Source organism: Streptococcus sp. V869, assembly GCF_054353515.1.
In genome coordinates this window covers 154,215-178,303 of sequence record NZ_JBTHHW010000001.1, presented here as the reverse complement: position 1 = coordinate 178,303, position 24,089 = coordinate 154,215, and the positions used below count along the sequence as shown (strand labels likewise).

Sequence of the window (24,089 nt, the reverse complement as noted above, 5' to 3'; positions counted from 1 at the left end):
AATAGATAGAAGTATCATTACAGCAAACAAAAAGTCGAGATATTACTATCTCAACTATTTTTCATAGTAAACTTAGTTTTTATCCAGCGTTCTTAAAGCAGCCTGATAAGTTTGCTCCATCAGCATGGTAATCGTCATAGGCCCAACTCCACCAGGTACAGGTGTGATATGGCTAGCGACTGGTGCAACAGCATCGTAGTCAACATCTCCACAGAGCTTGCCATTTTCATCTCGGTTCATTCCCACATCAATGACAACTGCACCAGGTTTGACAAAATCAGCAGTCACAAACTTGGCGCGACCGATAGCTACTACAAGAATGTCGGCTTTAGAAGCTACTTGGGCTAGATTGTGGGTGCGAGAGTGGGTCAAGGTTACAGTTGCATTTTTAGCCAACAGCAACTGGGCCATTGGTTTACCGACGATATTTGAACGACCAATAACGACTGCATTTTTACCTTCTAAGTCAATCCCATACTCATGAAACATCTCCATAATCCCTGCTGGAGTTGAAGGAATCATCACTGGGTGACCAGACCAAAGACGACCCATGTTGAGCGGATGAAAACCGTCCACATCCTTTTCTGGGTCAATGGCTAGTAGAACAGCTTCCTCATCGATATGTTTTGGCAATGGCAACTGTACCAGAATCCCATGCCATGCTGGATCTTGATTGTATTTGGCAATCAACTCCAACAACTCCTCTTGAGTAATGGTCTCCGGAACACGTACAACTTCACTCTGGAAGCCCGCTGCGATAGCTGAACGTTCCTTGTTACGAACGTAAACCTGGCTAGCAGGATTGTCCCCAACCAAAATAACCACCAAACCAGGAACCAAGCCTGTATCTTCCTTTAGTTTGGCTGTTTTTTCAGCCAGTTGTCCTTGTAGCTTGGCTGCTAAAGCCTTGCCATCAATAATCTGTGTCATATGTTTTCTCTTTTCTAACAAATATCTTCTATTATATCAAAAAAACACTTGTCCCTCTAACACTTCTTACCTAAGAGACCTTATAGTCTGAAACTATAAGAAAAAGCCCACTTGGAGCTTTTCTAATAAACGATATTTTACAAAACCTTACTCAAGAAATCCTTGGTTCTTTGTTCTTGGGTTTGTTCAAAGACTTGCTCTGGAGTTCCATCTTCGACAACAACACCGTCAGCCATAAAGATGACGCGGTCTGCCACTTCACGCGCAAAGCCCATCTCATGCGTCACGATGACCATGGTCATTCCTGACTGAGCAAGTTCTTGCATAACCGCTAGTACTTCCCCTACCATTTCTGGGTCTAGGGCAGAAGTCGGTTCATCAAAGAGTAGGACATCTGGTTCCATGGCAAGACCACGAGCAATAGCGATACGTTGTTGCTGACCCCCAGACAAACTTTGTGGATAGGCATCGGCCTTATCTGGCAAACCAACCTTCTCCAAGAGCTCATGCGCTCTCTTTTCAGCCACTTCCTTACTTTCTCCCTTAGTCTTAATCGGAGAAAGTGTAATGTTTTCCAATACCGTCATATTTGGGAAGAGATTGAATTGTTGGAAAACCATTCCCATCTTTTCACGCATAGCAAAGAGGTCGTTTTTCTTATCCGTAATGTCTACACCTTCAAAGATAACCTTTCCTTTTGTCGCTTCTTCGAGGAGATTCATAGAACGAAGAAGGGTTGACTTACCGCTACCAGATGGTCCGATAATAACCACTACTTCACCTTTTTTAATTTCAAGATCAATCCCTTTTAAAACTTCATTCTTTCCAAAGCTTTTATGAAGGTTTTCAATTTTAATTAGCGTTTCAGTCATTATTTCTTATCTCCTTGTCCCATACGATTTTCAAAAGCTTTCAAGGCTACTGTCAAGATAGATGTCATAATTAAGTAGTAAAAAGCTGCAAATAGAAGTGGAGTCAATGGTAGATATGTGGTTGTTGACACTGTAGTAGCTCCATTCCACAATTCCATAACACCGATTGCTGACAAGAGTGAACTATCCTTGATAATGGTAATAAACTCATTCCCCAAGGCTGGCAAGATATTCTTGATAGCCTGTGGCAAGATGACATAGCGCATAGCGTTTTTAGGACGAATACCTAGCGAATAAGCTGCTTCTAACTGACCTTTTGGCACAGCATTAATCCCAGCACGAACAGTTTCTGATACATAGGCACCACTATTCATAGAGATAATGATAATCCCTGGGATCAAACGAGTGAGATCGACATCCAAAATTCCAATTTGAATCGTTGGAGCACTAATATGCATCAATGCATAGGCAATCATAATCTGTACCATCATCGGAGTTCCTCGGAAAATCCAGATATAAAGATTAGCTAACCAAGCAAGTGGCTTAATCTTTGAACGTTGCGCAAAGGCCAACACTACCCCTAAAATGGTTCCCAAAAAGACAACTAAGATCGAGATAATAATCGTAACAACAGCACCATAGTTAAAGTATGGCAGATATTTCGGTAAAAAAGAAAAATTCATGGACACTCTACTTTCTATATTTAAACTTAAAACTTGTATAAGGATAACATATTCTGCATAAAAATGCAACATTTTCATCTAAGATTTTCAATAAATTTTCAAAGGTAAGAGAAATAGCGAGAAATCTTAGTTTTTTCTAGTCAAGTAGAGCCTGTTTATGGTAAAATAGTAAAGATAAGAAATGGAGGAGAATCAAAATGGAATCACATTTGGTTAGAATCATCAATCGCTTAGAAGCAATGACAAAAGATGGTGGTAACTTGAAACGTAACTTTGAACGCGAAGGAGTTGTTGTCGCAGAGGTTGCTTTTAACCACGACGAAGAAAACGGACCACTTTTCACACTTCGTGACGTTGAAGCTCGTGAGACTTATACATTTGATAGCATCGACCTTATTGCGATGGAAATTTACGAACTTTTATACTAATCGTTAAATAAAGGCAGAGAATACTTCTGCTTTGACCAAGAGAATCCTTTTTGTACGTCAAATAGGATTTTTCTTTTTACCCTTAAAAGTTTGACTATAATAGACTCGCAACATCAACTTTAAGACTCAATCTTTTTACTTGCTTTCCCCTTCAATCATGATATAATGAGACTAAAGAACTTTGACTATTTTTGACCTTTTGGTTTTAGTCAAAGCCAAGAAAGAAACGAGGTAGAGGTATGCTCTGTCAAAATTGTAAAATCAATGACTCAACAATCCATCTTTACACTAATCTGAATGGGCAACAAAAGCAAATTGATCTTTGCCAAAATTGCTACAAAATTATCAAAACAGATCCTAACAATAGCTTATTTAAGGGCATTACAGATCTAAACAATCGTGATTTTGATCCATTTGGAGACTTCTTTAACGATCTGAATAACTTTAGACCATCTTCTAATAATAACAACACTCCCCCTACTCAGTCAGGTGGTGGATACGGCGGTAATGGTGGCTATGGTTCCCAAAATCGTGGACCAGCTCAAACACCTCCTCCTAGCCAAGAAAAAGGACTCTTGGATGAATATGGTATCAATGTTACTGAGATTGCCCGTCGTGGGAATATCGACCCTGTAATTGGTCGTGACGAAGAAATCATCCGCGTTATTGAAATTCTCAACCGTAGAACCAAAAATAATCCTGTCCTTATTGGTGAGCCTGGTGTTGGTAAGACAGCCGTTGTCGAAGGATTGGCTCAGAAGATTGTTGACGGTGATGTTCCACAAAAACTTCAAGGGAAAGAAGTCATTCGCCTAGACGTTGTTAGCCTTGTCCAAGGTACAGGAATTCGTGGACAATTCGAAGAGCGCATGCAAAAACTCATGGAGGAAATCCGGAAACGTGAGGATATTATCCTCTTTATCGATGAAATTCATGAGATTGTCGGTGCTGGTTCTGCTGGAGAAGGAAATATGGATGCAGGAAATATCCTGAAACCAGCTCTTGCTCGTGGCGAACTCCAGTTAGTGGGTGCTACTACCCTCAATGAATACCGCATCATCGAAAAGGATGCAGCCCTTGAGCGCCGTATGCAACCTGTCAAGGTTGATGAACCAACTGTTGAAGAAACCATTATTATCCTGAAAGGGATTCAAAAGAAATACGAAGATTACCATCATGTTCACTATACTGAGGGAGCTATCGAAGCAGCTGCTACTCTCTCTAACCGCTACATTCAAGATCGTTTCTTGCCGGATAAGGCCATTGACCTTCTAGATGAAGCTGGTTCTAAAATGAACTTAACCTTAAATTTTGTGGATCCAAAGGTCATAGACCAACGTTTAATCGAAGCAGAAAATCTCAAGGCACAAGCAACCCGCGATGAAGACTTTGAAAAAGCAGCCTACTTCCGTGACCAGATTGCTAAATATAAGGAAATGCAAAAGACTAAGGTAACGGATCAAGATACCCCAATCATCAGTGAAAAGACGATTGAGCACATCATCGAACAAAAGACCAACATTCCAGTTGGCGACCTTAAAGAAAAAGAACAGTCTCAACTTATCAACCTAGCAGATGACCTCAAGGCTCATGTTATTGGTCAAGATGATGCTGTCGATAAGATTGCTAAGGCTATCCGTCGTAACCGTGTTGGGCTTGGAACACCAAACCGTCCAATTGGTAGCTTCCTCTTTGTTGGTCCTACAGGTGTCGGTAAAACAGAACTCTCTAAACAACTGGCCATCGAACTCTTTGGTTCTGCTGATAGCATGATTCGCTTTGATATGAGTGAATACATGGAAAAACACAGCGTTGCTAAACTCGTCGGTGCTCCTCCAGGATACGTCGGCTATGATGAGGCTGGACAATTGACTGAAAAGGTTCGTCGTAACCCCTACTCACTAATCCTCTTGGATGAAGTTGAAAAAGCCCATCCAGATGTTATGCATATGTTCCTTCAAGTCTTGGACGATGGTCGTTTAACGGATGGGCAAGGTCGTACCGTTAGCTTTAAGGATGCCATCATTATCATGACCTCAAATGCAGGTACAGGCAAAGCTGAAGCTAGTGTTGGATTTGGTGCTGCTCGAGAAGGTCGTACCAACTCTGTTCTTGGAGAATTAGGCAACTTCTTTAGTCCAGAATTCATGAACCGCTTTGATGGCATTATCGAATTCAAGGCTCTCAGCAAGGAAAATCTCCTTCAAATCGTTGACCTCATGCTAGATGATGTGAATAAGCGACTTTCCAGCAATAATATCCATCTCGATGTCACAGAAAAGGTTAAAGAAAAACTTGTAGACCTTGGTTACGATCCAAAAATGGGAGCTCGTCCATTACGTCGTACCATCCAAGACTATATCGAAGATGCAATTACGGACTACTACCTTGAAAACCCTAGCGAAAAAGATCTCAAGGCAGTCATGACAAGTAAAGGTAAAATCGTGATTAAGTCCAAAAATAAAACGGAAACGGTCGAGTCAAACGACTAGTTCCTCACATACAAAAGAATGTTCTTGCTTGACAGTGAGAACATTCTTTACTATTATAGAAAGAAAGCGCACTCACGAAGGAGAAATTTATGGCAAATCCAACATTTGGAGAAAAAAAAGAGGGAGTAACCTACAAAAATAGATATGGCGTTTATGCAGTCATACCTGATGCAAACCACGAAAAGATTATCCTCGTCCAAGCTCCAAATGGTGCATGGTTCTTACCTGGTGGGGAGATTGAAGCAGGCGAAAACCATCTCGAAGCTCTCAAACGAGAACTGATTGAAGAGTTGGGTTTTACTGCTGAAATCGGCACCTATTATGGCCAAGCGGATGAGTATTTCTATTCTAGTCATCGTGATACCTACTACTATAACCCAGCCTATCTCTATGAAGCCACTTCTTATCAAGAAATTCAAAAACCTTTAGAAGACTTTAATCATCTAGCTTGGTTCCCAGTCGATGAAGCTATTGCAAACTTGAAACGTGGCAGTCATAAATGGGCAATCGAAGCTTGGAAAAAACAGCATCAAATTTAAGCTAACTTTTCCAATTTCCCTAAAAAGTGCTATAATAGACATAGAAACACAGGAGGAAACCTTATGAAGCTCATCAATACTACAAACTCACACTCGCTTCTTGTTAAAAATCAGTTAGAAAGTACTGACGCAACGCTTGTAGAAGTTTATTCTGCAGGTAATACAGATGTTATTTTTACTCAGTCACCGCTTCATTACGAAATCCTCATTTCCAATAAACACCGTGCAATCCGTGAAAAAGAAATTGAGAAAATCCAAGAATTCTTCTTAAATCGTAAAATTGATAAACAAGTTATTGATGAAGCAAATATCAAAACCCTCTATTCTGATAAATTGATTGAAATTTCAATTCCAACAAAATAGATTCTAACTAGACTTTAAATCTACCCCGCAAGGTTAAACCGTGTGGGGTCTTTTCATACCTACTTTTCTAATAGAAATTCTAGAAAAACTGCATTTTCTTATACTTTTTGTGAATATTTCACATTAAAATCGAAAAAAAGAAGAAATTTAGTTATAATAGTTAGAGAGATTTTATGAAGGAGTGTGAAATGAAAGAAATAGTATATAGAGAAGCCAAGCTAGATGAATACCAAAAAATTGGAAAAGTATTGGCTGGAGCCTTTATGGACTATCCTTTTATGACTCTTATCAAAGATGATTTAAAGAAACCAGAATACTACCCATCCTTTCTAGAATTGTTGGATAGCCTTTTGACCAGACTCTACATCAAGGGAGAGATTTGTCTAGTCGCTGAACGAGACGGAGAAATCCTAGCAGTCGCCCTTTTACAACAGAAGGATTTTTCTATTCTATCTTATTTATTAAATGGGATTATCAAGCTTTTCCGTTTTATTACACCACGGAACCTCTTGAAATATCTAGATTTGGTCGAACGTTCTGAACAGCATTTAAAAAGATCGGGCAATTTTGACTGGTATTTGATGATGCTAGGAGTCAATGCTTCTAGTCAACATCAAGGTATCGGTAGTGCTTTTCTACAAGAAGGTGTCGAGCCCTATCTTAAAGCTAAGGGCTGCAAACGCTTGGGCTTAATCACCAGCACTGAGAAAAATGTGTGCTTCTATGAAAAAAACAAGTATGAATTACTTGATTCGATGATGTTGGAATATGGAGCAAAATCAATTGGAAACTGGGCTTTTGTAAAAATACTGGATCAGTAATTGTAAACTAAAAAAGATTGGTCATTACACCAATCTTTTTTTGATTTTACTTAACTGCTTCTTTTAAGGCTTCGACCTTATCTAAACGTTCCCATGGAAGGTCGATATCTGTACGTCCCATATGTCCATAAGCCGCTGTTTGACGGTAAATTGGACGTTTGAGGTCAAGCATTTGGATGATTCCTGCTGGGCGAAGGTCAAAGATTTGACGCGCTGCTGCTTCTAATTTGCTTTCAGTAACTGTTCCTGTACCGAAAGTATCGATACGAACAGATACAGGGTGAGCCACCCCAATCGCGTAAGCCAATTGCACTTCTGCTTTCTTAGCAAGCCCTGCTGCCACGATGTTTTTTGCAATATAGCGAGCTGCATAAGAAGCGGAACGGTCAACCTTAGTCGCATCCTTACCAGAGAAGGCACCACCACCGTGACGTGAGTAACCACCATAGGTATCTACGATAATCTTGCGACCAGTCAAACCAGAGTCACCTTGAGGTCCACCGATAACGAAACGACCGGTTGGATTGATGAAGAATTTTGTCTCATCATCAAGATAAGATGCTGGAATCACTTCTTTGATGACTTTGTTAATCACATCTTCATGGATTTGTTCATTGCTGACTTCTGGATCGTGTTGAGTTGAAATAACAACTGTATCCACACGCACTGGACGGTCATTTTCATCATACTCAACAGTGACTTGTGATTTGGCATCTGGACGGAGATAGCTAATTTCACCAGACTTACGAAGTTCTGCCAAACGACGAACCAGTTTGTGGCTGAGTGCAATTGGCAATGGCATGAGTTCTTCTGTCTCATCCACCGCAAAACCAAACATGAGACCTTGGTCTCCTGCTCCGATCAAATCAAGTGGATCTTGGTCTGCATTTCCACGAACTTCTAGGGCTTCATTAACCCCTTGAGCGATATCAGGAGATTGTTCCACCAATGATGGGTGTACCCCTACTGTCTCCGCAGAAAATCCATACTCTGTATTGGTATAACCAATTTCTGCAATCGTATCACGAACTACACGGTTAATATCGACATAAGCATTTGTAGAAATCTCACCAAAGACATGGACTGAACCAGTATAAACAGCTGTTTCAGCAGCCACGTGTGCTTCTGGGTCTTGCTCTAAAATAGCATCCAAGATAGCATCTGAAATTTGGTCTGCAATCTTATCTGGATGCCCCTCAGATACAGATTCAGACGTGAATAATTTACGTTCTGACATAAAAATGTCCCCCCTTAAAAAATATTCGTTATAGAGTTACAAAGAACTGGTAGGAAGTTAATTTACAATCAAGTCCGACCACCTTATCGGGACCATATAACCTAACTATTATAACACGAATCTTGTAAAAATACTCGTATGATTACTATTTTTCTCAACGGGAAAATGTTTTCTACTTTAAAGCAAATAAAAAACTCTTAAAGTAGATATGATTTCCTACTTTAAGAGAGATGTTAGAATTAATTATTTTCTAGATAAAATTCAAAACGTTCCCCAACATATTGGCTTTTCACATACTCAAAAGCTGTCCCGTCATCAAAGTAGGAAACTTGAGTCAGACCTAAAATGGCATGCCCTTTTTCTACTTCCAGATAATGAGCAATTTTTTCCTTGGCTAAGCGAGCATAAATGGTCTGATGCGATTCCCCAATTCGATAACCATGTTTCTGTAAAGTTTGGAAAAAGTGCTTGGTTACTTCTTCTTTTTTGAAATTTTTGATAAATTTCTCAGGAATCGATGCCACTTCATAGACAACAGGAACTTTATCCGCATAACGAACACGTTCCATACGAATAATATTGTCAGTTGGCAGTATACCTAGTTTAGCCACTTCTTGCTCATTTGGAATCGTACGACGGTAGGAAATCAGATGACTAGATGGCGTTTTCCCTTGAGCTTTAACAATTTCCGTAAAACTAGTTGTTCCACGCATTCTTTCCTGAACTCGTGTACTTGAAACGAAGGTCCCACTACCAACACGCCGTTCCAAAACCCCTTCTTCAACCAAAAGAGAGATTGCTTGACGCAGGGTCATGCGGCTAACGGCAAATTCCTCAGCTAGATCTCGCTCGCTAGGAAGTCTCTCTCCAATTTTCCAATTTCCCTCATCAATGTCTTTTTTGATTTGGTCATGGATTTTCATATAAGCTGGTAACATGCTTGCTCACTTCTTTTCTTTATTTTTTCCATTGTACCGTATCTGATATGTAAAAGTCAAACATCACTTGTTTAGTTGGTAATTACGATTCATTTATGATAGAATATTCAAGAAGATATTTCTTTTAAGAAAGGGAAAAGATGACCAACATTTCAACTGATTTGCAAGATGTCGAAAAGATCATCGTACTGGACTACGGAAGCCAGTATAACCAACTTATCTCCCGTCGAATTCGCGAGATTGGTGTCTTTTCAGAACTAAAAAGTCACAAGATTTCGGCTGACGAAGTCCGTGCTATCAATCCTATCGGGATTGTACTTTCAGGTGGTCCAAACTCTGTTTACGAAGAAGGATCATTTGATATTGATCCAGAGATTTTTGAACTTGGAATTCCGATTTTGGGAATCTGCTATGGTATGCAACTATTGACTCATAAGCTTGGAGGAAAGGTTGTTCCTGCAGGCGATGCTGGTAACCGTGAATACGGTCAATCAACATTGACTCACACAGAATCTGCTCTTTTTGCTGGAACTCCAGAAGAACAACTTGTCTTGATGAGCCACGGAGATGCTGTTACAGAAATTCCTGCGGATTTCATTCGTACTGGTACATCAGCTGACTGTCCTTATGCATCAATAGAAAATCCAGACAAGAAAATCTATGGTATCCAATTCCATCCAGAGGTTCGTCATTCAGTTCACGGCTATGATATCCTTCGTAACTTTGCCTTGAATATCTGTGGTGCCAAAGGTGACTGGACTATGGATAACTTTATCGAGATGCAAATCAAACAAATCCGTGAAAAGGTTGGAGACAAACGTGTTCTCCTTGGTCTTTCAGGTGGTGTTGACTCTTCTGTTGTTGGGGTTCTTCTCCAAAAAGCCATCGGCGATCAATTGATCTGTATCTTTGTAGACCACGGTCTTCTCCGTAAAGGGGAAGCTGACCAAGTTATGGATATGCTTGGTGGTAAGTTTGGTTTGAACATTGTCAAAGCAGACGCTGCCAAACGTTTCCTTGATAAATTGGCTGGTGTGTCTGATCCAGAACAAAAACGTAAGATTATCGGTAACGAGTTTGTTTATGTCTTTGATGACGAAGCAAGTAAACTAAAAGATGTGAAATTCCTTGCCCAAGGAACTCTTTATACAGACGTTATCGAGTCAGGTACTGATACTGCTCAAACCATCAAGTCTCACCACAACGTTGGTGGACTTCCAGAAGACATGCAGTTTGAACTCATCGAGCCACTTAACACTCTTTACAAGGATGAAGTTCGTGCCCTCGGTACTGAACTTGGTATGCCAGATAATATCGTATGGCGCCAACCATTCCCAGGTCCAGGTCTTGCCATCCGTGTCATGGGTGAAATCACTGAAGAAAAACTTGAAACAGTTCGTGAATCAGATGCTATCCTTCGTGAAGAAATCGCTAAAGCAGGTCTTGACCGCGACATCTGGCAATACTTCACTGTTAACACTGGCGTTCGTTCAGTAGGTGTTATGGGAGATGGTCGTACTTATGACTACACTATCGCTATCCGCGCTATCACTTCTATCGATGGAATGACAGCTGACTTTGCGAAGATTCCATGGGAAGTACTCCAAAAAATCTCAGTTCGTATCGTAAATGAAGTTGATCACGTCAACCGCATCGTCTATGATATCACAAGTAAACCACCTGCAACCGTTGAGTGGGAATGATTTATAAACATGATTTGAAGTGAAATGGTTGATTTAACAGCATTTTCAGTTATTATAAAAGGTTAAAAATAAATCAAAATTGATTGGTTCCCCACCAAAAATCCCACCAGAAATATTCTGATGGGATTTTTTTATATTAAATTTTATTCTTCTATTATTTGATGCTTTACTAACTTTCTTAATGCCTGGTTTTGAAAAAACAGTTCACAGTTGTTTTAAAGATAGAGTAAAACCACGTTTTCTTAGAACTAATTTTACTTATTAATTTCATAAAATTTGAATCAGTATTTTTTAAACATTTGAATAGTTTGGGTCTGTAAGAATTAGCTTATACTTCTTATAGAAATCTAACAAATCGTTGTCCCCTATGCTAACTACATTTTCAATCTTATCTAAATTTATCACTCTCGGAGCATATAAATATACTAGATAACCTTCATCTACATATTGTTTAAATTCTAAAGCGTCAAGTTCCTTTGCCTTCTTGCATTTCACTTGAACTACTGCTTTTCTCGAGTTATCAATTTCTCTTAGTCGCTCTCAAACATCTAGTCAATATAATTTTCTTGCATTCTTTTAATAAGAGTTTTTACATCATCGATTAATGATTGAGGAGACAATACCGTTAGGGATTCCGCTTGACTCAACAACCACCTCTTCAGCCCTGGTGTATCTTGACTCACAAATTCAATAATATTGCCAGTTGATGTTTTTTCAATAATTTTTGCTAATGGAAATTGATCAACAACAATCGCTGGATCATTGACGAATAGAACTCTGATATTTAACTCTTTTCCTATGAATGGATCTACTCGTTTATTACGAATTTCTCCATCGCGAAATTTTCTTCCATATGAGAGAGAAGGTTTTTCTTTTTTAGATTCTTTCCAACTAAGTATTCTATCTAATTTTAAAGTCATATAAGAATCAAATAATAAATTATAGGCTACTATGTAAAAATAATGAGTATCGTAGTAAAGAGAAACTGGAAAAATTGTATGTCTCTTTTCAGTATTATAAGGAGATTGATAATCAATATCTAAGACCAACTCATTACGAATCATTTCAGACCATTCCCAAACCTTATCAATACGGTTTTGTGTATCTGACAGCGGTGCATAATTTAGCATCTCACTTGCAATAATACTGGAAACTTCTTTTTGCTCATCTTTTGAAATAAGTGCCAATAAACTATCAAGTAATGACTTGTTTTCTTCCTTATTCAAAGAACGATTTTCTAGTAAAATCTTTGAAATTACAAGAATATCCTTTTTATTAAATAAAGATTTTCCTTTTAGATACCTAGTATGGTGCCTCGTATCGTAGGCAAGTTCTGCTGCAACCATCGGTTGTGTATCTAAGAAACCGGACAGGAGAGAAAAATCTCGTTGTATAGTCTTTTCACTAACACAAAATTCATCTGCAAGCTGAGTCTTAGCTAAATGTGCGCCAGACTGTAATCGTAAAAATATAGTTAATAAGCGTTCTTGGTCGTTCATATAATCCTAAATCCTTTAACAATATTATAACATTTCCAATGACTTAGATTCAATCAATTTCCTAGTTCAAATCTTCTACCGATACAACTATTGGACATGTACCTAATTCTTCTTTTAAAGTCTATTATAGGTTACTTCTACCTTCCGAATCCTATCAACGATATTGATTTTGATGATTTTGCTTCAATAGCTACAATTGCCTTATTGATATCTGTCAATGTAATTTGATTTAAAAAGGTATCATCTTCTAACTGATTCTTATCACCTTCAATCACTCGTTGCGCTTGACTGAAGACAATCTCATCTACTAATTTTCGGACGTATCTAGCATTTCCAAAGTTTCTACAATTGACAACTTCTGAAAAATGCTGACGTAGTACCACCTTACAATCATCGGTTAATTGGTAATATCTCTTATTTACCATCAATTCCAAAATATCAATTAGTTGATCAATTGTATAATCCGAAAATTTTATTTCTCTAGATATTCTAGAGGAAAGTCCCGGGTTAGTTTCAATGAATTGGGCCATCAATTCTTCGTACCCAGCAAAAATAACCAACACCTCATCCCGACGATTTTCCATTTCTTGTATAAGAGCTGAAATAGCTTCATGTCCAAAATCTCTCTCACTACTAGGGATAAGACTATAAGCTTCATCTATAAAAAGCACTCCTCCCCTTGCATCATCAAAAGCTTTTCTTACTTTTGGAGCAGTTTGTCCAACATATTCACCAACAAGATCCGTCCGACCTACTTCCACTAACTTATTCTCTTGAATTATCTTATTATTGTATAAAATTTCTGAAAAAAGCCTAGCAACTACTGTTTTACCAGTCCCTGGATTTCCAGAAAAAATAAGATGACGATTTAATATTTCATTACTATATCCATGAGCCTGACGCAACGCAGAAACTCGATTATAAGCTAACTGCTGGTTTAGGACTATTTTCACTTCTTCTAAACCAATTAATTCACTCAACTTTTTCTCCGCATTTTCTTCATCTTCAACTGAAGATTCATTTTGGAGAATAAATCCATCAAGATTTAATTCGTTTTTATCTGAAGAATCATAATTATTTCGTACTGCAAATTCAACAAGTTCTTGAACAAAAAGTCTAACTTCTTTAGCATCCTTTAGTACTTTATTTTCTCCTATTAATCGCTCAAATTCTTCATTACTCAATTGAACACCTTTTTTGTTTAGCATCTGAAGTCCGATTTTTTTAAGCTCTGCCTCATCATATTGCGGAAAATTCACAATTGATACTTTACTAAAATCTTCAAGCAACTCTTTTTTTATAGATTCTGCCTCTTGGATAGTTCTCGTAATAATGATGTTAATTGAATGCCCCTTCTTTTGTCTAAATGTATCGTAAACTTCTGATTTTGTTCTTGGCCTAGCTGAAAGATAATCAACTAATACTGGGACATCTTTTTCGCCTATCTTAGGAATAAAAAAATTATTGCAATTTACAAGTATTGCATTCATTTCAAAAAGAGACATCAGAAATTTGATAGCAAACTTACGGCCAGATCCCCTCTCACCATTAAAAATATAAAAGTGTTGCTGTTGTTCATTATTATTTATTTTTTCTTGAAATGAAAGATATGTAATTAGTTCTTGAACAGCCTTCTTAAAATCAGTGAGACCATAAATGTTTTTCAATTCATCCAGTTTTTCAAAATTAGGCTTTAGATAATGAGATATGGTCTCTTTATTTGCACTTAATAAGAATTTTACTAGTTCTCTTCTATCACTTGTTTCAAGTTTCTTTATAAAATCACTTTCTGTTAGAGTTTTAACTTTTTTTAATGTAAACTCATGATCAAAAAAATCATTTATTTTCCCCATGATTTCTTGATCATTGTAATTTTCTTGAGAAATAAGGTAATAAGCGTCATCCTCTTTAAAAAGCAATAAACGATTAGTCTTAATAAAATCTTCTGTTTGAGTTTTTAAGAAATCATCATGATTCTTAAATTCAACTTGATAATAATTCATTTAATTTCACCTCTTTTTATTGATAATTTAAGTTTACAAAAAAGAGTGGACAAATCATGTCCACTCTTTTATTGTTATCAAAAATTTTTTTAAGAGTAATCTCATTATTTGTTTAACAAATTACTAATAAAATCCTTGTTAAATGCCAGCTAAAAGCAAATAACAAATGTAAGACTTATTGTTTAGTTTATCAATTTATATAAGAAACAATCATTTAAGAGTGAATATAGTATATATACTTAAAATAAAGATACACAACTTAGTGAATCTTAGATCTTTCCAGAGTAAATAGGTAGTACACTCATACTTATCTCATATAATAAAAAGATATAATCGTAACTACCCATTAGATAGATAGTAAATTTTGAATATTTTTTATCAAAATATGTCACAATACTGTATTGTTCAATTCATTTCTCAAATATTCAGCTAATTTTATAAAAGATGCTGGAGAGTTGTTTAACCTTGAATATTTTTCATCTTCATACTTTTTAAACTTATAGCAATCCTTATAGAATCTAACTTCATAAATTTTTTCAACACGAAGAACCCTATCTAAAGTACCTAAACCAGGCTCACTTTCATAATATGACTTAATTTTAAATTCTTTGAGTTTCTCTTGCAATGCTAATAAATGAATATCAATGTTTTTTGCTCTAGAGTTTTTATTAGGAATTAGAAGCATTTCATCTGGTCTACCTAGCCAGTTAGGGGCTTTTAATCTATACTGTGAACGGTTCATTTTATTGAACATTACCTTGTAGTACGAAATAAAAATATATCGCCAATCTTGCTCATCTATACTATTTATGTTTTCATTTATTATCCTCTTATACTCAAACTCTAATGGTTTATTTACATCAATCGAATCTAGTAGTTTTTTAACATATTTATTTTTAGAAGAAAATAATCGTTTTAAACTTGGTGTACTTGAACTTTCATTAGGATCATCTTGGCAAAGTGTTTTATAGCTATCTACATTTAATGTATAGTCCCCAAAAGAAAGCAAAGCCGTTCTTAACAAAAGTCCTTCTTTAGGTTTCGTATCATCAAACATAGTACTTATCTTATCCCAATAAAAACTTATTTTCGAGTATTTATCAGCTGTAGAATCAGTATCTTCAAAATAAAAGCTACTTCTAATTTGTCCACCAAAATAAACATGATTTTCCGCATTAAATATCACTTCTGATTGAGATGGATCTTCTAAAATTAATTTCGCCTTTTCTATCTCCTCGTTAACCTGTTCTGTACTAAAACCTGTAATTCTATTATTTTGAGATAAATAATCGATAAGGTCTGAAACATGGTTAATTTGCTCATTTATACCTCGAATTGCTCTTTCGTAAGGTTGTTGATAATCTATTTCAGAGTTATCTGTTAAGTTTCTAAAAATACGATACCAACTCTTAAACTTATCATCTAATATTTTCCCAGAATGAAGTAAATACAAAGAAATGAAGTGAAAATAGACTCTATCTTTTAAGCTCTTATTTATGATAGCTTTTTCCAAAACTTGTGATACCTTTGAGTTCACATTTTCCGTTAAAAAGTCAAGTACGCTTGCAATCAATTCTATATTTTCTAACTTAATATCTTCAAATTCAATATTAGTTGTCCAATTTTCACGTTGAGAATAATCTAGTGAATCTAAGTTATTAATCAGTGCAATTTCAAATAAATTTAAAAAGTTTATATCAAATCGATTTTTATCAAATCTCCAAATAGTATCAGTCCATTTTGTATCAAGCTTAAGTGCTATATCGTTTGCTAACTTAGTGTCTAACTCATGTACTCTTGAAATAAATCTTGCTTTAAAATTTTCAAAATCAGTTAGAGGACGTCCTCTAGAGTTCAATTTAATGTATAGTTCATCCTCTGAACCTAAATCTTCAATATCAAGGAAATTGAAAGCAACTCTATAATTTGTTTCTGATGTTAATACCTCTGAATAGTTGTATTGAAAATCAAAAAAATCAGTTATCCCATCTAAGGTTACTAATGCTCCTTGAATAGTAGGATCTAATATCCACGAATCTGCAAACCATGCCGCATCTTTTATTATTTCAGACGGTTTCTCTTCGAGTTGAAAAATTGATTTTCTGTATTCAAATAAACTAGCGAAAAATTGTTTGGACGAATCTCTTGTTTCATAGGAAAAATTTCTAAGAAAATCACAAGCATCACTGTCTCTAAAAGCGAAAAGGTATACTAAAAACAAAGTTGTAAGTCGCTGCTGACCATCTAGTGGTATAAAATTCCCATTGTGTGATTTCCCATAAATAAAATTAAGGTCTAAAGTCGGCTCTTCGCTGTTAATTAAAGCAGAATTTATATCAATTAATAATTGTTTTCTTACCTCGGTAGTTCTTAAATCTTTCCTTCCTTGCGCATAATCGCGTTGAATTAGTGGAATTACAATGCGATAACTTTCTAAAAGAGTTTTTAAGTCATATTTATCATCCATTATACTCATATTTCCTCTCCTTCAGTACCAAAGAATTTATTAAATTCAAGCTTCATTGCTTTAATATAGTCAATTTTATCATTGTCTGACCAAACCTCAAAATTTTCAATTTCTTCACTATACACTTTTAAAAATATATTTCTAGTACAAACCGGAACAAAACGACCTTTAGCGTCTACATCAATAATAATTTTCCTTTTTTGTGCGAACGGACTATCTTGATATGAACGATTTGTTTTATAGTCAAGTAAAGTGAGGTTCCCTAACCCATCATCAGGTTCTGCAGATTCATCAGCAGTAGCATGAATATGCTCAATATCCCACTTTTGAGTTTTATAAATATCAAACGGAAAACGATACTGTTTCTCGCTTTTATTAATCAAAGTAACTAAGTTAAATAATAGTAATACATTTTTAACTCTCTTATCTCCGTATACTAATTCGCCTAGCGAATCAAGGTCAGGAATAGTATCAAATGCTAATTTTTTCAACTCATCGAAAGCTTCTGATTTTTTCTTGTCTCTTGTCGCCTTAAATACTTTGTCTAGATTTTTACTATCTAAAGAAAGCAGATAACCAATTAAATGATATTTATCTAAATCTAAGTACCAATTATTTAGTTCTTCAAATAGTATTTGGGCTTTTGACCAAAAGTCTGATATAAACTCTGATTTATTTTCGGCCCCCTTATATTCTTCATATAATGAATAAAAGGTGGAGTATTTGTCAACTTTGTACTCTTCAGAATTCCCATGTATAAGTAAATTGAAAAGAAAATCTATTTTAGTATCATAAACTTCATTATTAGTCAAAAACTGCCAAAAAGAATCCTGTTGAAGTCTATGTTCTATCTGATTCCATGCAATAGAACGATGTATTCTATCACTCTCATCTCCTGTTTTATAATTATTTTTGTCGAGTATCAAAGCTTTAATAAGTTCAGCATTTGTTAACGGTATTTTCCCTATATTAACTTTGGTAAAAATCTTTATAGGGTCTTCAGTTTCATCAATCTCATACCAAATAAAAAACACATTTTCTGTAAGAACCTTGTAGATATCATTCAAAGCATTATTTGAGTTTATTTCTTCACGATCAAGCCATTTATCTATTGCTTCAAAGGCTTTACTGATGTGACTAGCATCAATGTCAATATTTTCAATTTCTTTATAAGTATCAAAATTTAAATTCTTTAAGTAGTTTCCACTCTCTTTTCGGGTTTCATACTCTAAATCAAAAAAATCATATTGATTAGTTCTTCTACGGCCATTATTAAATTCTGCAGACATAAATTTAAGAAATATATAAATACTAGTTAGTCTTTGCTGTCCATCAACAACATCGTAAGTGCCATCAGCAACTTTTTTTACGATTAATGGTTGTAGACAATATTTATACTCAGTGTTATGATTATAAAAATCATCTAATAAAGTTGTAATTTCATGCTCAGTCCACCTATAGCCTCTTTGATATGATGGAACGTTGAACTTAAGACCTCTTAAATCTTCAATTTTCTTCTCTGAAATACCCATTTTTAATCACCTATTTCATTTGTTTTGATACTGTCAATTTTAGTCAATATAATTTCATGAATTTTTTTAATAAGATTTTTACATCATCAATTAACGATTGAGGAGACAATGCCGTTAGAGTTGCTACTTGACTCAACAGCCACCTCCTCACCCTAATGTACCTTGACTTATAATTTCAATAATATTACCATAAGTATTCTATCTAATTTTAAAGTCATACAACAAAAAGAGAGCTAATATATCCCATCTTTATAAATAAAATGTCCCACTATCCTAGCCAAAATATTTATCTACCAATTCCTGAATCCTACCTTCTTTGGCAGCTGGAATCGTATCTGCTAGAACAAAGTTCCTTCTACTGATATCTTGGGAGAGATTTCCAAAGATAAAATTAGTGGAAATGTTATAAATAATTTCTGAAGGCGCAAATCCATAAACTTGATTTTCTAGGATATGTTTTAAGCGTTCTTCAGGACTTAGAAATGCTTCTCGTAAACCATTGCTATTATAAAGTCGTTTAACAAGTTCAGCAATATAGAGTCCTGATTTCATGTACAAGTCAATAAATGTCTTAGATGGATCATCAAAGATTCCTGGGTTTTCTTTCTCAAGATCATCTACCATTCTTTTCACGACTCGTTTAGGAGTGAAAATTTGATTGGTTTTCTGTGGTGGAATATAGTCAAAGATGTCTTCTTTTTGATCTTTAAAATAATCCGCCAATTCCTCTTTCTTGCGAAGAAATTCTTGAATGGCCTCATCGAATGTTGCTCGATCAAAGAGATGCCCTGCAAAATCTTGCCCACCATCTCTCAAATAACGAAATTGGTCAATCGTAATACCAGTCACTTCAAAGAAGACATGCCCAGGAACAAAGGTGTCAAAATTATCAAGAGTTAGAGATTGATCACCATAGGCCATGATAAAACTAGGGATTGTTCGTGCAAAGCCTCGAAGGTGATCACGAATCTCATCCTGAGCTGATTGTTTCAACTGTTCAACACGTTTTATCTCAACCTGTTCGATAAACTTCTCAGGCATTTTTTCCACTTCATTTTTGAGTGTTTGTTCCAGTTTTTCTTTATGGATGAGATTATTTTCTTCTATTTGTTTTTCAAGATCTTCTTGAATCTTATCTTTTTGCTCCTTATCATTTGCATCTTTGAGCTGTAGTTGCAGTTTTTCCTTGATACGAGCTTCAGAAATTTTACGTTCTATCTCATTTTTTCGAACTTCGTTCTCAAATGTTGCTGCAATTTGTTTCTTAATGTTGTCTGTTTCCCGAGTTTTAAGGTCATATCCAGCTTTCAATTCTTCTACAATTACCGAAGAAACTGTCTTACTCAAGTCATTGACCAGCTGTTTTTGAGTTCTTTCCTCATCTTTTGTGACTAGTTCAACAACAGACTGTCCAAGTCCATAAATTTTTTCGCCGAACATTCGAGCTTGTTGATTGACCACGATTTCATGGTCAACTACTGCATTGCCCTCATCATCCACTGTAACATTTGAAAAATCTAGTAAATCAGAAGGTGTTTGTAACTTCCCTTCCTTTTCAACTGGTAGTTCATTTAAGATGTCAAGAACTGTTTGACTGGCTTGGAAAATGCCACTGATATTATCAAAAAGGAGATTGGACATAAAGCCTCGTTTGAGGACTTCCCTAGCTTTTATTTGACGAGGTATGGTTAGTACTGCCTTAGCATCAATTTCAACCATCTTACCTGCACGGTCTTCTGCTATGACAGGGAAGAAATTCAAGAGTTCTCTGATGTTCTCTTCACGAGTTGCAGAAGTTCCACCACCTCCTGCAGTTGCAAGTGATAAGTTATTTGCAAACTCATCAAAGATAATCAAGGTTCTTTCTGGTGCAAAGTCAAATACATAGGCTCTCTCTTTGCGGAAGTGATTTCCTTTGTTATCGCTCCATGAGTATGGATTTTGAGCACGGAAGGCAGCTTGCATATAAAGGGCAGGTGATTTCAAGTTTGATAACATCAATACCCCTGTCCATTCAGGAATAGTCACACCTGTCGTCAACTGACCAACGGAAAGGGTAATGGTCTTGTCATTTTCTGCTATAGCTTTTCTTACCAAGTCTAAGGATTTCAGTGTGACCTTATCATCTTCCTCGGACATACGCCCGTCACCAGCAGCTAGGACAATCTCATAGTTTTCATAGATGGGGTGTTCTTCTAGAAGTGTTTTTAAGGCTTTAGCTGAGGCTACACGTTCCAACAACCAAAAAGTATGCTTGAGTTCGTTCCGAAGTTCTTTGGTCGAAAATGGATACTTTTCATTGCTTGATAGAGTATCTAACCAATTTCTGACATCTTGCTCATGAATAAATTTCCCTTTATCATCTGTAGCGAAAAATTCACTCAAGTCAAAAGCATAGTCGATGTTTTCACCATCGAGTTGAGCGCCTTTTTCTAACTCGTCACCAATCATCTGAGACATTTGATAGGTAAAGAGATTTAACTGAGGCAAACTTTCATAAGGATTTTCCTCTTCTTGTTCAGGAGACCAAGTAGATTTGGCAGACTGTTCATCAGCATAGGACCAGTTGTAGATCTGCTCCTCTGTAAACTCTCCCTTGGCCAGTGCCTTAAATGGAGTTCCAGAAAGATGCAAGGTAAAGTTTCGACGGATCTTATTAAAGGCTTGGTCAGTCTTAAAGGTATCAACTCCTTCATGAGCCTCATCTATGACCAATATATCCCAGTGTAGGTCAGTCACCCATTTGAGTTTATCGTGCTCTCCTCCTAAATAAACAGAACCTTTTAAATCTTGAAGGCTGATAAAAGCAAGTTGTCGTACATCATCATCTAAGATATTAAGAAATTCTTTTCGAGATAACGTTGGTCGATTTTTAAGGCTATCTGATTCAGAAACAAACTTGTAAGTCGTTTGACCTGCAATGAATTTTTCAAAATCATCATACCATGAATTAGCAATGGCAGGTCTGTTGGTTACAATCAAGACATTGACAGCTTCCATCCGACGAGCTAGATCATAGGTAGATAAAGTCTTACCAAAGCGTGGCTTAGCATTCCAGAGGAACTTACCTCCAGGGTGATTCTTGAAATAAGCTAAGGTCTTAGCAACTGCTTCTTCTTGCTCTTGTCGCAGAGTATAGTCCTGTCCTTTTCCAGGCTGGTAGCCAGACAAATCATGCTGAACAAACTTATCGAAAAGATTTTTAGATTTTTCAGGAGTCCCATTAAAATAGAACCATTCCGTCTTAGGACGACGTTCCACATCATGGAAAGAAAGGAAATGGTGGAAATCATGGTCCTTAAAAGTCTTTCCTTTATCAGGTTCTTCCGTATAAGCTGCATCACCAGTCCATAAGACATCTGTATCTATATGGGCAGTATGCGTTTGTTCTTTAATCCGTTGAGTGACATCACGCTCCGTATAACCAATCTTAATCCAGCCCTCATTACTTGTTACTGTAGGGGTGGTGTAGGCATAGATTTTAGGATGAATCTCTTTAGAAGTTTTAATTTCTACCATCAATCCATCTCCCTTACATGCGTCTCAATAAAGGAAATCTCTTCAGGAGAAAGATCATATTTTTGATAGAGCTGACGGTCAATATCAGCCACTGATTGTGTCCAATCAATGTCCGAATTGACCGTAAAGTCTTGGAGAGGAACGTACTGCCATTTATCTTTTGTATTATCTTGAGTAATTTTTAAAATCCCAAGCATTGCTCGAGCAAATTTAGACTTTATGTATTTCAACATAGCTTTTGCTTCACATTCGGTATCAAATGCACCAAAAGAGATAAAAGTATCTGTGAAACCCACGAGTGGGGTACCCACGAGTGGGGTACCCACGAGTGGGGTCGATAGGACTTCGCCAATCGCCCCACTGCCGTTAGCAGCAGGTACTAGAACTTTATATTTCAAAAGATTTTCATGTGAAGCTAAATATTTTTTAGGAATATAACGATAAACTCTTTCATTGTTTAATCTACCTAAAATTTTAACACTATCCTCTGTTTCTTGTTCAGAAAAAATATCAAGCCTTCCCAAAATTGGTTTTCTTAGTCGCTTATCTTTACCATTACTGCCAATTAAATTTTTATAATTAGGATAATCTTCGTAGAGCTTATCTAAATCAAATTTTGATTGTGTATAAATAATTTCCATTATTGAACTAAAGTCAAAATGATTCTCAACTTTTTTTAATATACTATTAAGTTCTTTAAAATGAGTAAATGTACCTATAGGTCCTTGCATTTTTTGAGCATCATAATAGGTAATTGCTACACCACCCTTTATATCAGTTCCAACGAAAACTTCTGAACTATTTTGTTTATAATAACACACCTTATAATGTTTACTACTAAGAATTTTTTTATTCCATGATTTCGGTGTTTTTCCAGCATTGAATAAAAATCTTGCTGGTGTAATTAAGATTGATTTATCTGAAATTTTACTCGCTTCATCAATAAACAAATGATATACCGGGTCATCACTCGTACTTGTTCCCTGTGCCTCCTCTTGGTAAGGTGGATTTCCTATCACGACATCAAATTTCATTTCACTTTCCTCACTAGATAGGCGCTCAAAACCTATCATCTTATTCTTTTTCCAGTCTTTGATTTGGGTTTTAGATTCTTCTACTTCTTGGACTTCTGGCTCATCTGAAAACAAGCTTAGCTGTTGAGATGGCTCATGTTTAGCTGAGTAAGGACTGATTTTTTTCAATCCATCCATTTGAAAGACATTATAGGATATAATGGTCGCAATTTCTTTCTTCTGCTCTAATCTTGGGTGATTTCCAGTCTTAGCAAGATAGTAGTCCTCAAAGGTCGCTAAAAGATTTTCACGCGCCAAGAGGAGAGAATCTCCTTGGTACTCATAGCCAAAGGAAGCACGATAGGCTTCTATTACAAGTTCATAGAAGGTAGCCTCATCCGAAACCTCACGACTAATGCGTTGCAATTTTCTATCAACAAAACCAACTCGCTCAGATAATGGAATCTCCTCACCAGTCACTGTATCATAGCGAGTAACCATATAAGGAGCTTCACCACAGGTAATTTCTAGCCAGCGCACTTGGATATAATCTTCAAGATCTAGCGCTTCAAGTTCAGCTTCCACGTAGCTATTTTGCTTTTCAACTAACCAAGTTGGCGTAAAAACTTCGGCTCTAATCTTGGTGCGGTCTTTTTGCTCATACTTGGACTTTTCTGACCGGGGTTGAATCAAGTTTGCATAGGCTCCCGTCACCCTACTTGGAGTGATGCGGTCACTTGGAGCAAATCCCTTTCCTAACAATTCATAAGAATGTGTCGCCCAAACAATATTTTTCTTGGTCGTTCGATCTTTTAAAAGAATTTTTAATAAGTCAGCCGACTCCATAGCCAACTGTTCTTCACTAATATCTATTGCCATAAAGCAACCTTTCTTCTTATTAATTAGAATTTATAAAAATATGTACTTTCCATTTATTAATCTACTATATTTTACCATAAAAACACACTGAGATACTGCTCCCAGTGTGTTTATTTCATTCTATTGTTTTCTTCTCAGTGAGCCATTTTTCTGTAATAAGTTTAAATCTAA

Annotated in this window: 17 protein-coding genes and 1 pseudogene; 6 read left to right on the top strand and 12 right to left on the bottom strand. The window is 36.3% G+C overall.

Translation table 11 applies throughout. The features are described 5' to 3' along the window. Positions 1–72: 72 nt before the first annotated feature. The 3 genes from ACXYSN_RS00900 to ACXYSN_RS00890 all read right to left on the bottom strand — a co-directional run bounded on the left by ACXYSN_RS00900 (position 73) and on the right by ACXYSN_RS00890 (position 2,485). Complete coding sequence (locus tag ACXYSN_RS00900; RefSeq protein WP_458635835.1) at positions 73–930, bottom strand: bifunctional methylenetetrahydrofolate dehydrogenase/methenyltetrahydrofolate cyclohydrolase; 858 nt, start codon at positions 928–930, stop codon at positions 73–75. Positions 931–1,067: 137 nt separating this feature from the next. Beyond that, on the bottom strand, positions 1,068–1,802 hold the full coding sequence (locus ACXYSN_RS00895) for an amino acid ABC transporter ATP-binding protein (RefSeq protein WP_458635834.1): 735 nt from the start codon (positions 1,800–1,802) through the stop codon (positions 1,068–1,070). Beyond that, complete coding sequence (locus ACXYSN_RS00890; RefSeq protein WP_458635833.1) at positions 1,802–2,485, bottom strand: amino acid ABC transporter permease; 684 nt, start codon at positions 2,483–2,485, stop codon at positions 1,802–1,804. The genes ACXYSN_RS00895 and ACXYSN_RS00890 overlap by 1 nt, the downstream gene beginning before the upstream one ends. A gap of 197 nt (positions 2,486–2,682) precedes the next feature. Here ACXYSN_RS00890 and ACXYSN_RS00885 point away from each other — a divergent pair, with 197 nt between their 5' ends. From ACXYSN_RS00885 to ACXYSN_RS00865, 5 genes are all read left to right on the top strand, one after another. Next, on the top strand, positions 2,683–2,913 hold the full coding sequence (locus ACXYSN_RS00885; protein WP_004253825.1) for a DUF1797 family protein: 231 nt from the start codon (positions 2,683–2,685) through the stop codon (positions 2,911–2,913). Between the two features lie 239 nt (positions 2,914–3,152). Next, complete coding sequence (locus ACXYSN_RS00880; protein ID WP_441347999.1) at positions 3,153–5,405, top strand: ATP-dependent Clp protease ATP-binding subunit; 2,253 nt, start codon at positions 3,153–3,155, stop codon at positions 5,403–5,405. An 89-nt stretch (positions 5,406–5,494) separates the two neighbouring features. Beyond that, positions 5,495–5,944: an NUDIX hydrolase gene (locus ACXYSN_RS00875; protein WP_458635832.1), complete on the top strand. Its 450-nt coding sequence runs from the start codon at positions 5,495–5,497 to the stop codon at positions 5,942–5,944. A 63-nt stretch (positions 5,945–6,007) separates the two neighbouring features. Continuing rightward, positions 6,008–6,307 (top strand): DUF1827 family protein, encoded by a 300-nt coding sequence (locus tag ACXYSN_RS00870; RefSeq protein WP_006149955.1) that lies wholly within the window; start codon positions 6,008–6,010, stop codon positions 6,305–6,307. Between the two features lie 188 nt (positions 6,308–6,495). Further along, the gene (locus tag ACXYSN_RS00865; protein WP_458635831.1) at positions 6,496–7,128 is read left to right on the top strand and encodes a GNAT family N-acetyltransferase; all 633 of its coding nucleotides are present in this window, start codon (positions 6,496–6,498) and stop codon (positions 7,126–7,128) included. 46 nt (positions 7,129–7,174) lie between these two features. On the opposite strand, the gene metK is transcribed toward ACXYSN_RS00865, so the two are convergent. Continuing rightward, entirely contained in the window at positions 7,175–8,365 is a 1,191-nt protein-coding gene (gene metK / locus ACXYSN_RS00860) for a methionine adenosyltransferase (protein ID WP_458635830.1), read from the bottom strand. A 239-nt stretch (positions 8,366–8,604) separates the two neighbouring features. Beyond that, positions 8,605–9,303 carry a GntR family transcriptional regulator gene (locus tag ACXYSN_RS00855; protein WP_458635829.1) on the bottom strand — a complete coding sequence of 233 codons (699 nt, stop codon included), beginning with the start codon at positions 9,301–9,303 and terminating at the stop codon, positions 8,605–8,607. 140 nt (positions 9,304–9,443) lie between these two features. Here ACXYSN_RS00855 and guaA point away from each other — a divergent pair, with 140 nt between their 5' ends. Then, complete coding sequence (gene guaA / locus ACXYSN_RS00850; protein ID WP_254726948.1) at positions 9,444–11,006, top strand: glutamine-hydrolyzing GMP synthase; 1,563 nt, start codon at positions 9,444–9,446, stop codon at positions 11,004–11,006. 548 nt (positions 11,007–11,554) lie between these two features. Here the strand turns inward: guaA and ACXYSN_RS00845 are convergent. The 7 genes and pseudogenes from ACXYSN_RS00845 to ACXYSN_RS00815 form a co-directional block, all read right to left on the bottom strand. Further along, complete coding sequence (locus tag ACXYSN_RS00845; RefSeq protein WP_023023246.1) at positions 11,555–12,505, bottom strand: helix-turn-helix transcriptional regulator; 951 nt, start codon at positions 12,503–12,505, stop codon at positions 11,555–11,557. Between the two features lie 137 nt (positions 12,506–12,642). After that, on the bottom strand, positions 12,643–13,713 hold the full coding sequence (locus ACXYSN_RS00840) for an AAA family ATPase (RefSeq protein WP_458636401.1): 1,071 nt from the start codon (positions 13,711–13,713) through the stop codon (positions 12,643–12,645). Positions 13,714–14,412: 699 nt separating this feature from the next. Continuing rightward, positions 14,413–14,508 (bottom strand): annotated as a pseudogene (locus tag ACXYSN_RS00835) (DNA recombinase); the annotation flags it as partial. 388 nt (positions 14,509–14,896) lie between these two features. Next, positions 14,897–16,984 (bottom strand): DUF262 domain-containing protein, encoded by a 2,088-nt coding sequence (locus ACXYSN_RS00830; protein WP_023023248.1) that lies wholly within the window; start codon positions 16,982–16,984, stop codon positions 14,897–14,899. After that, positions 16,981–18,507, bottom strand: a complete 1,527-nt coding sequence (locus tag ACXYSN_RS00825) for a DUF262 domain-containing protein (RefSeq protein WP_414279354.1) — start codon at positions 18,505–18,507, stop codon at positions 16,981–16,983. Before ACXYSN_RS00825 ends, ACXYSN_RS00830 begins: the two co-directional genes overlap by 4 nt. Positions 18,508–18,780: 273 nt before the next feature. Next, positions 18,781–22,029, bottom strand: a complete 3,249-nt coding sequence (locus ACXYSN_RS00820) for a DEAD/DEAH box helicase family protein (protein ID WP_458635828.1) — start codon at positions 22,027–22,029, stop codon at positions 18,781–18,783. Continuing rightward, on the bottom strand, positions 22,026–23,918 hold the full coding sequence (locus tag ACXYSN_RS00815; protein ID WP_458635827.1) for an Eco57I restriction-modification methylase domain-containing protein: 1,893 nt from the start codon (positions 23,916–23,918) through the stop codon (positions 22,026–22,028). Before ACXYSN_RS00815 ends, ACXYSN_RS00820 begins: the two co-directional genes overlap by 4 nt. Between the last annotated feature and the right edge of the window lie 171 nt (positions 23,919–24,089).

Bases quoted from the DNA above. Each gene is read 5' to 3' on its own strand.
- ACXYSN_RS00900 (WP_458635835.1), bottom strand. From the start codon at position 930: ATGACACAGATTATTGATGGCAAGGCTTTAGCAGCCAAGCTACAAGGA.
- ACXYSN_RS00895 (WP_458635834.1), bottom strand. From the start codon at position 1,802: ATGACTGAAACGCTAATTAAAATTGAAAACCTTCATAAAAGCTTTGGA.
- ACXYSN_RS00890 (WP_458635833.1), bottom strand. From the start codon at position 2,485: ATGAATTTTTCTTTTTTACCGAAATATCTGCCATACTTTAACTATGGT.
- ACXYSN_RS00885 (WP_004253825.1), top strand. From the start codon at position 2,683: ATGGAATCACATTTGGTTAGAATCATCAATCGCTTAGAAGCAATGACA.
- ACXYSN_RS00880 (WP_441347999.1), top strand. From the start codon at position 3,153: ATGCTCTGTCAAAATTGTAAAATCAATGACTCAACAATCCATCTTTAC.
- ACXYSN_RS00875 (WP_458635832.1), top strand. From the start codon at position 5,495: ATGGCAAATCCAACATTTGGAGAAAAAAAAGAGGGAGTAACCTACAAA.
- ACXYSN_RS00870 (WP_006149955.1), top strand. From the start codon at position 6,008: ATGAAGCTCATCAATACTACAAACTCACACTCGCTTCTTGTTAAAAAT.
- ACXYSN_RS00865 (WP_458635831.1), top strand. From the start codon at position 6,496: ATGAAAGAAATAGTATATAGAGAAGCCAAGCTAGATGAATACCAAAAA.
- metK (WP_458635830.1), bottom strand. From the start codon at position 8,365: ATGTCAGAACGTAAATTATTCACGTCTGAATCTGTATCTGAGGGGCAT.
- ACXYSN_RS00855 (WP_458635829.1), bottom strand. From the start codon at position 9,303: ATGTTACCAGCTTATATGAAAATCCATGACCAAATCAAAAAAGACATT.
- guaA (WP_254726948.1), top strand. From the start codon at position 9,444: ATGACCAACATTTCAACTGATTTGCAAGATGTCGAAAAGATCATCGTA.
- ACXYSN_RS00845 (WP_023023246.1), bottom strand. From the start codon at position 12,505: ATGAACGACCAAGAACGCTTATTAACTATATTTTTACGATTACAGTCT.
- ACXYSN_RS00840 (WP_458636401.1), bottom strand. From the start codon at position 13,713: ATGCTAAACAAAAAAGGTGTTCAATTGAGTAATGAAGAATTTGAGCGA.
- ACXYSN_RS00830 (WP_023023248.1), bottom strand. From the start codon at position 16,984: ATGAGTATAATGGATGATAAATATGACTTAAAAACTCTTTTAGAAAGT.
- ACXYSN_RS00825 (WP_414279354.1), bottom strand. From the start codon at position 18,507: ATGGGTATTTCAGAGAAGAAAATTGAAGATTTAAGAGGTCTTAAGTTC.
- ACXYSN_RS00815 (WP_458635827.1), bottom strand. From the start codon at position 23,918: ATGGCAATAGATATTAGTGAAGAACAGTTGGCTATGGAGTCGGCTGAC.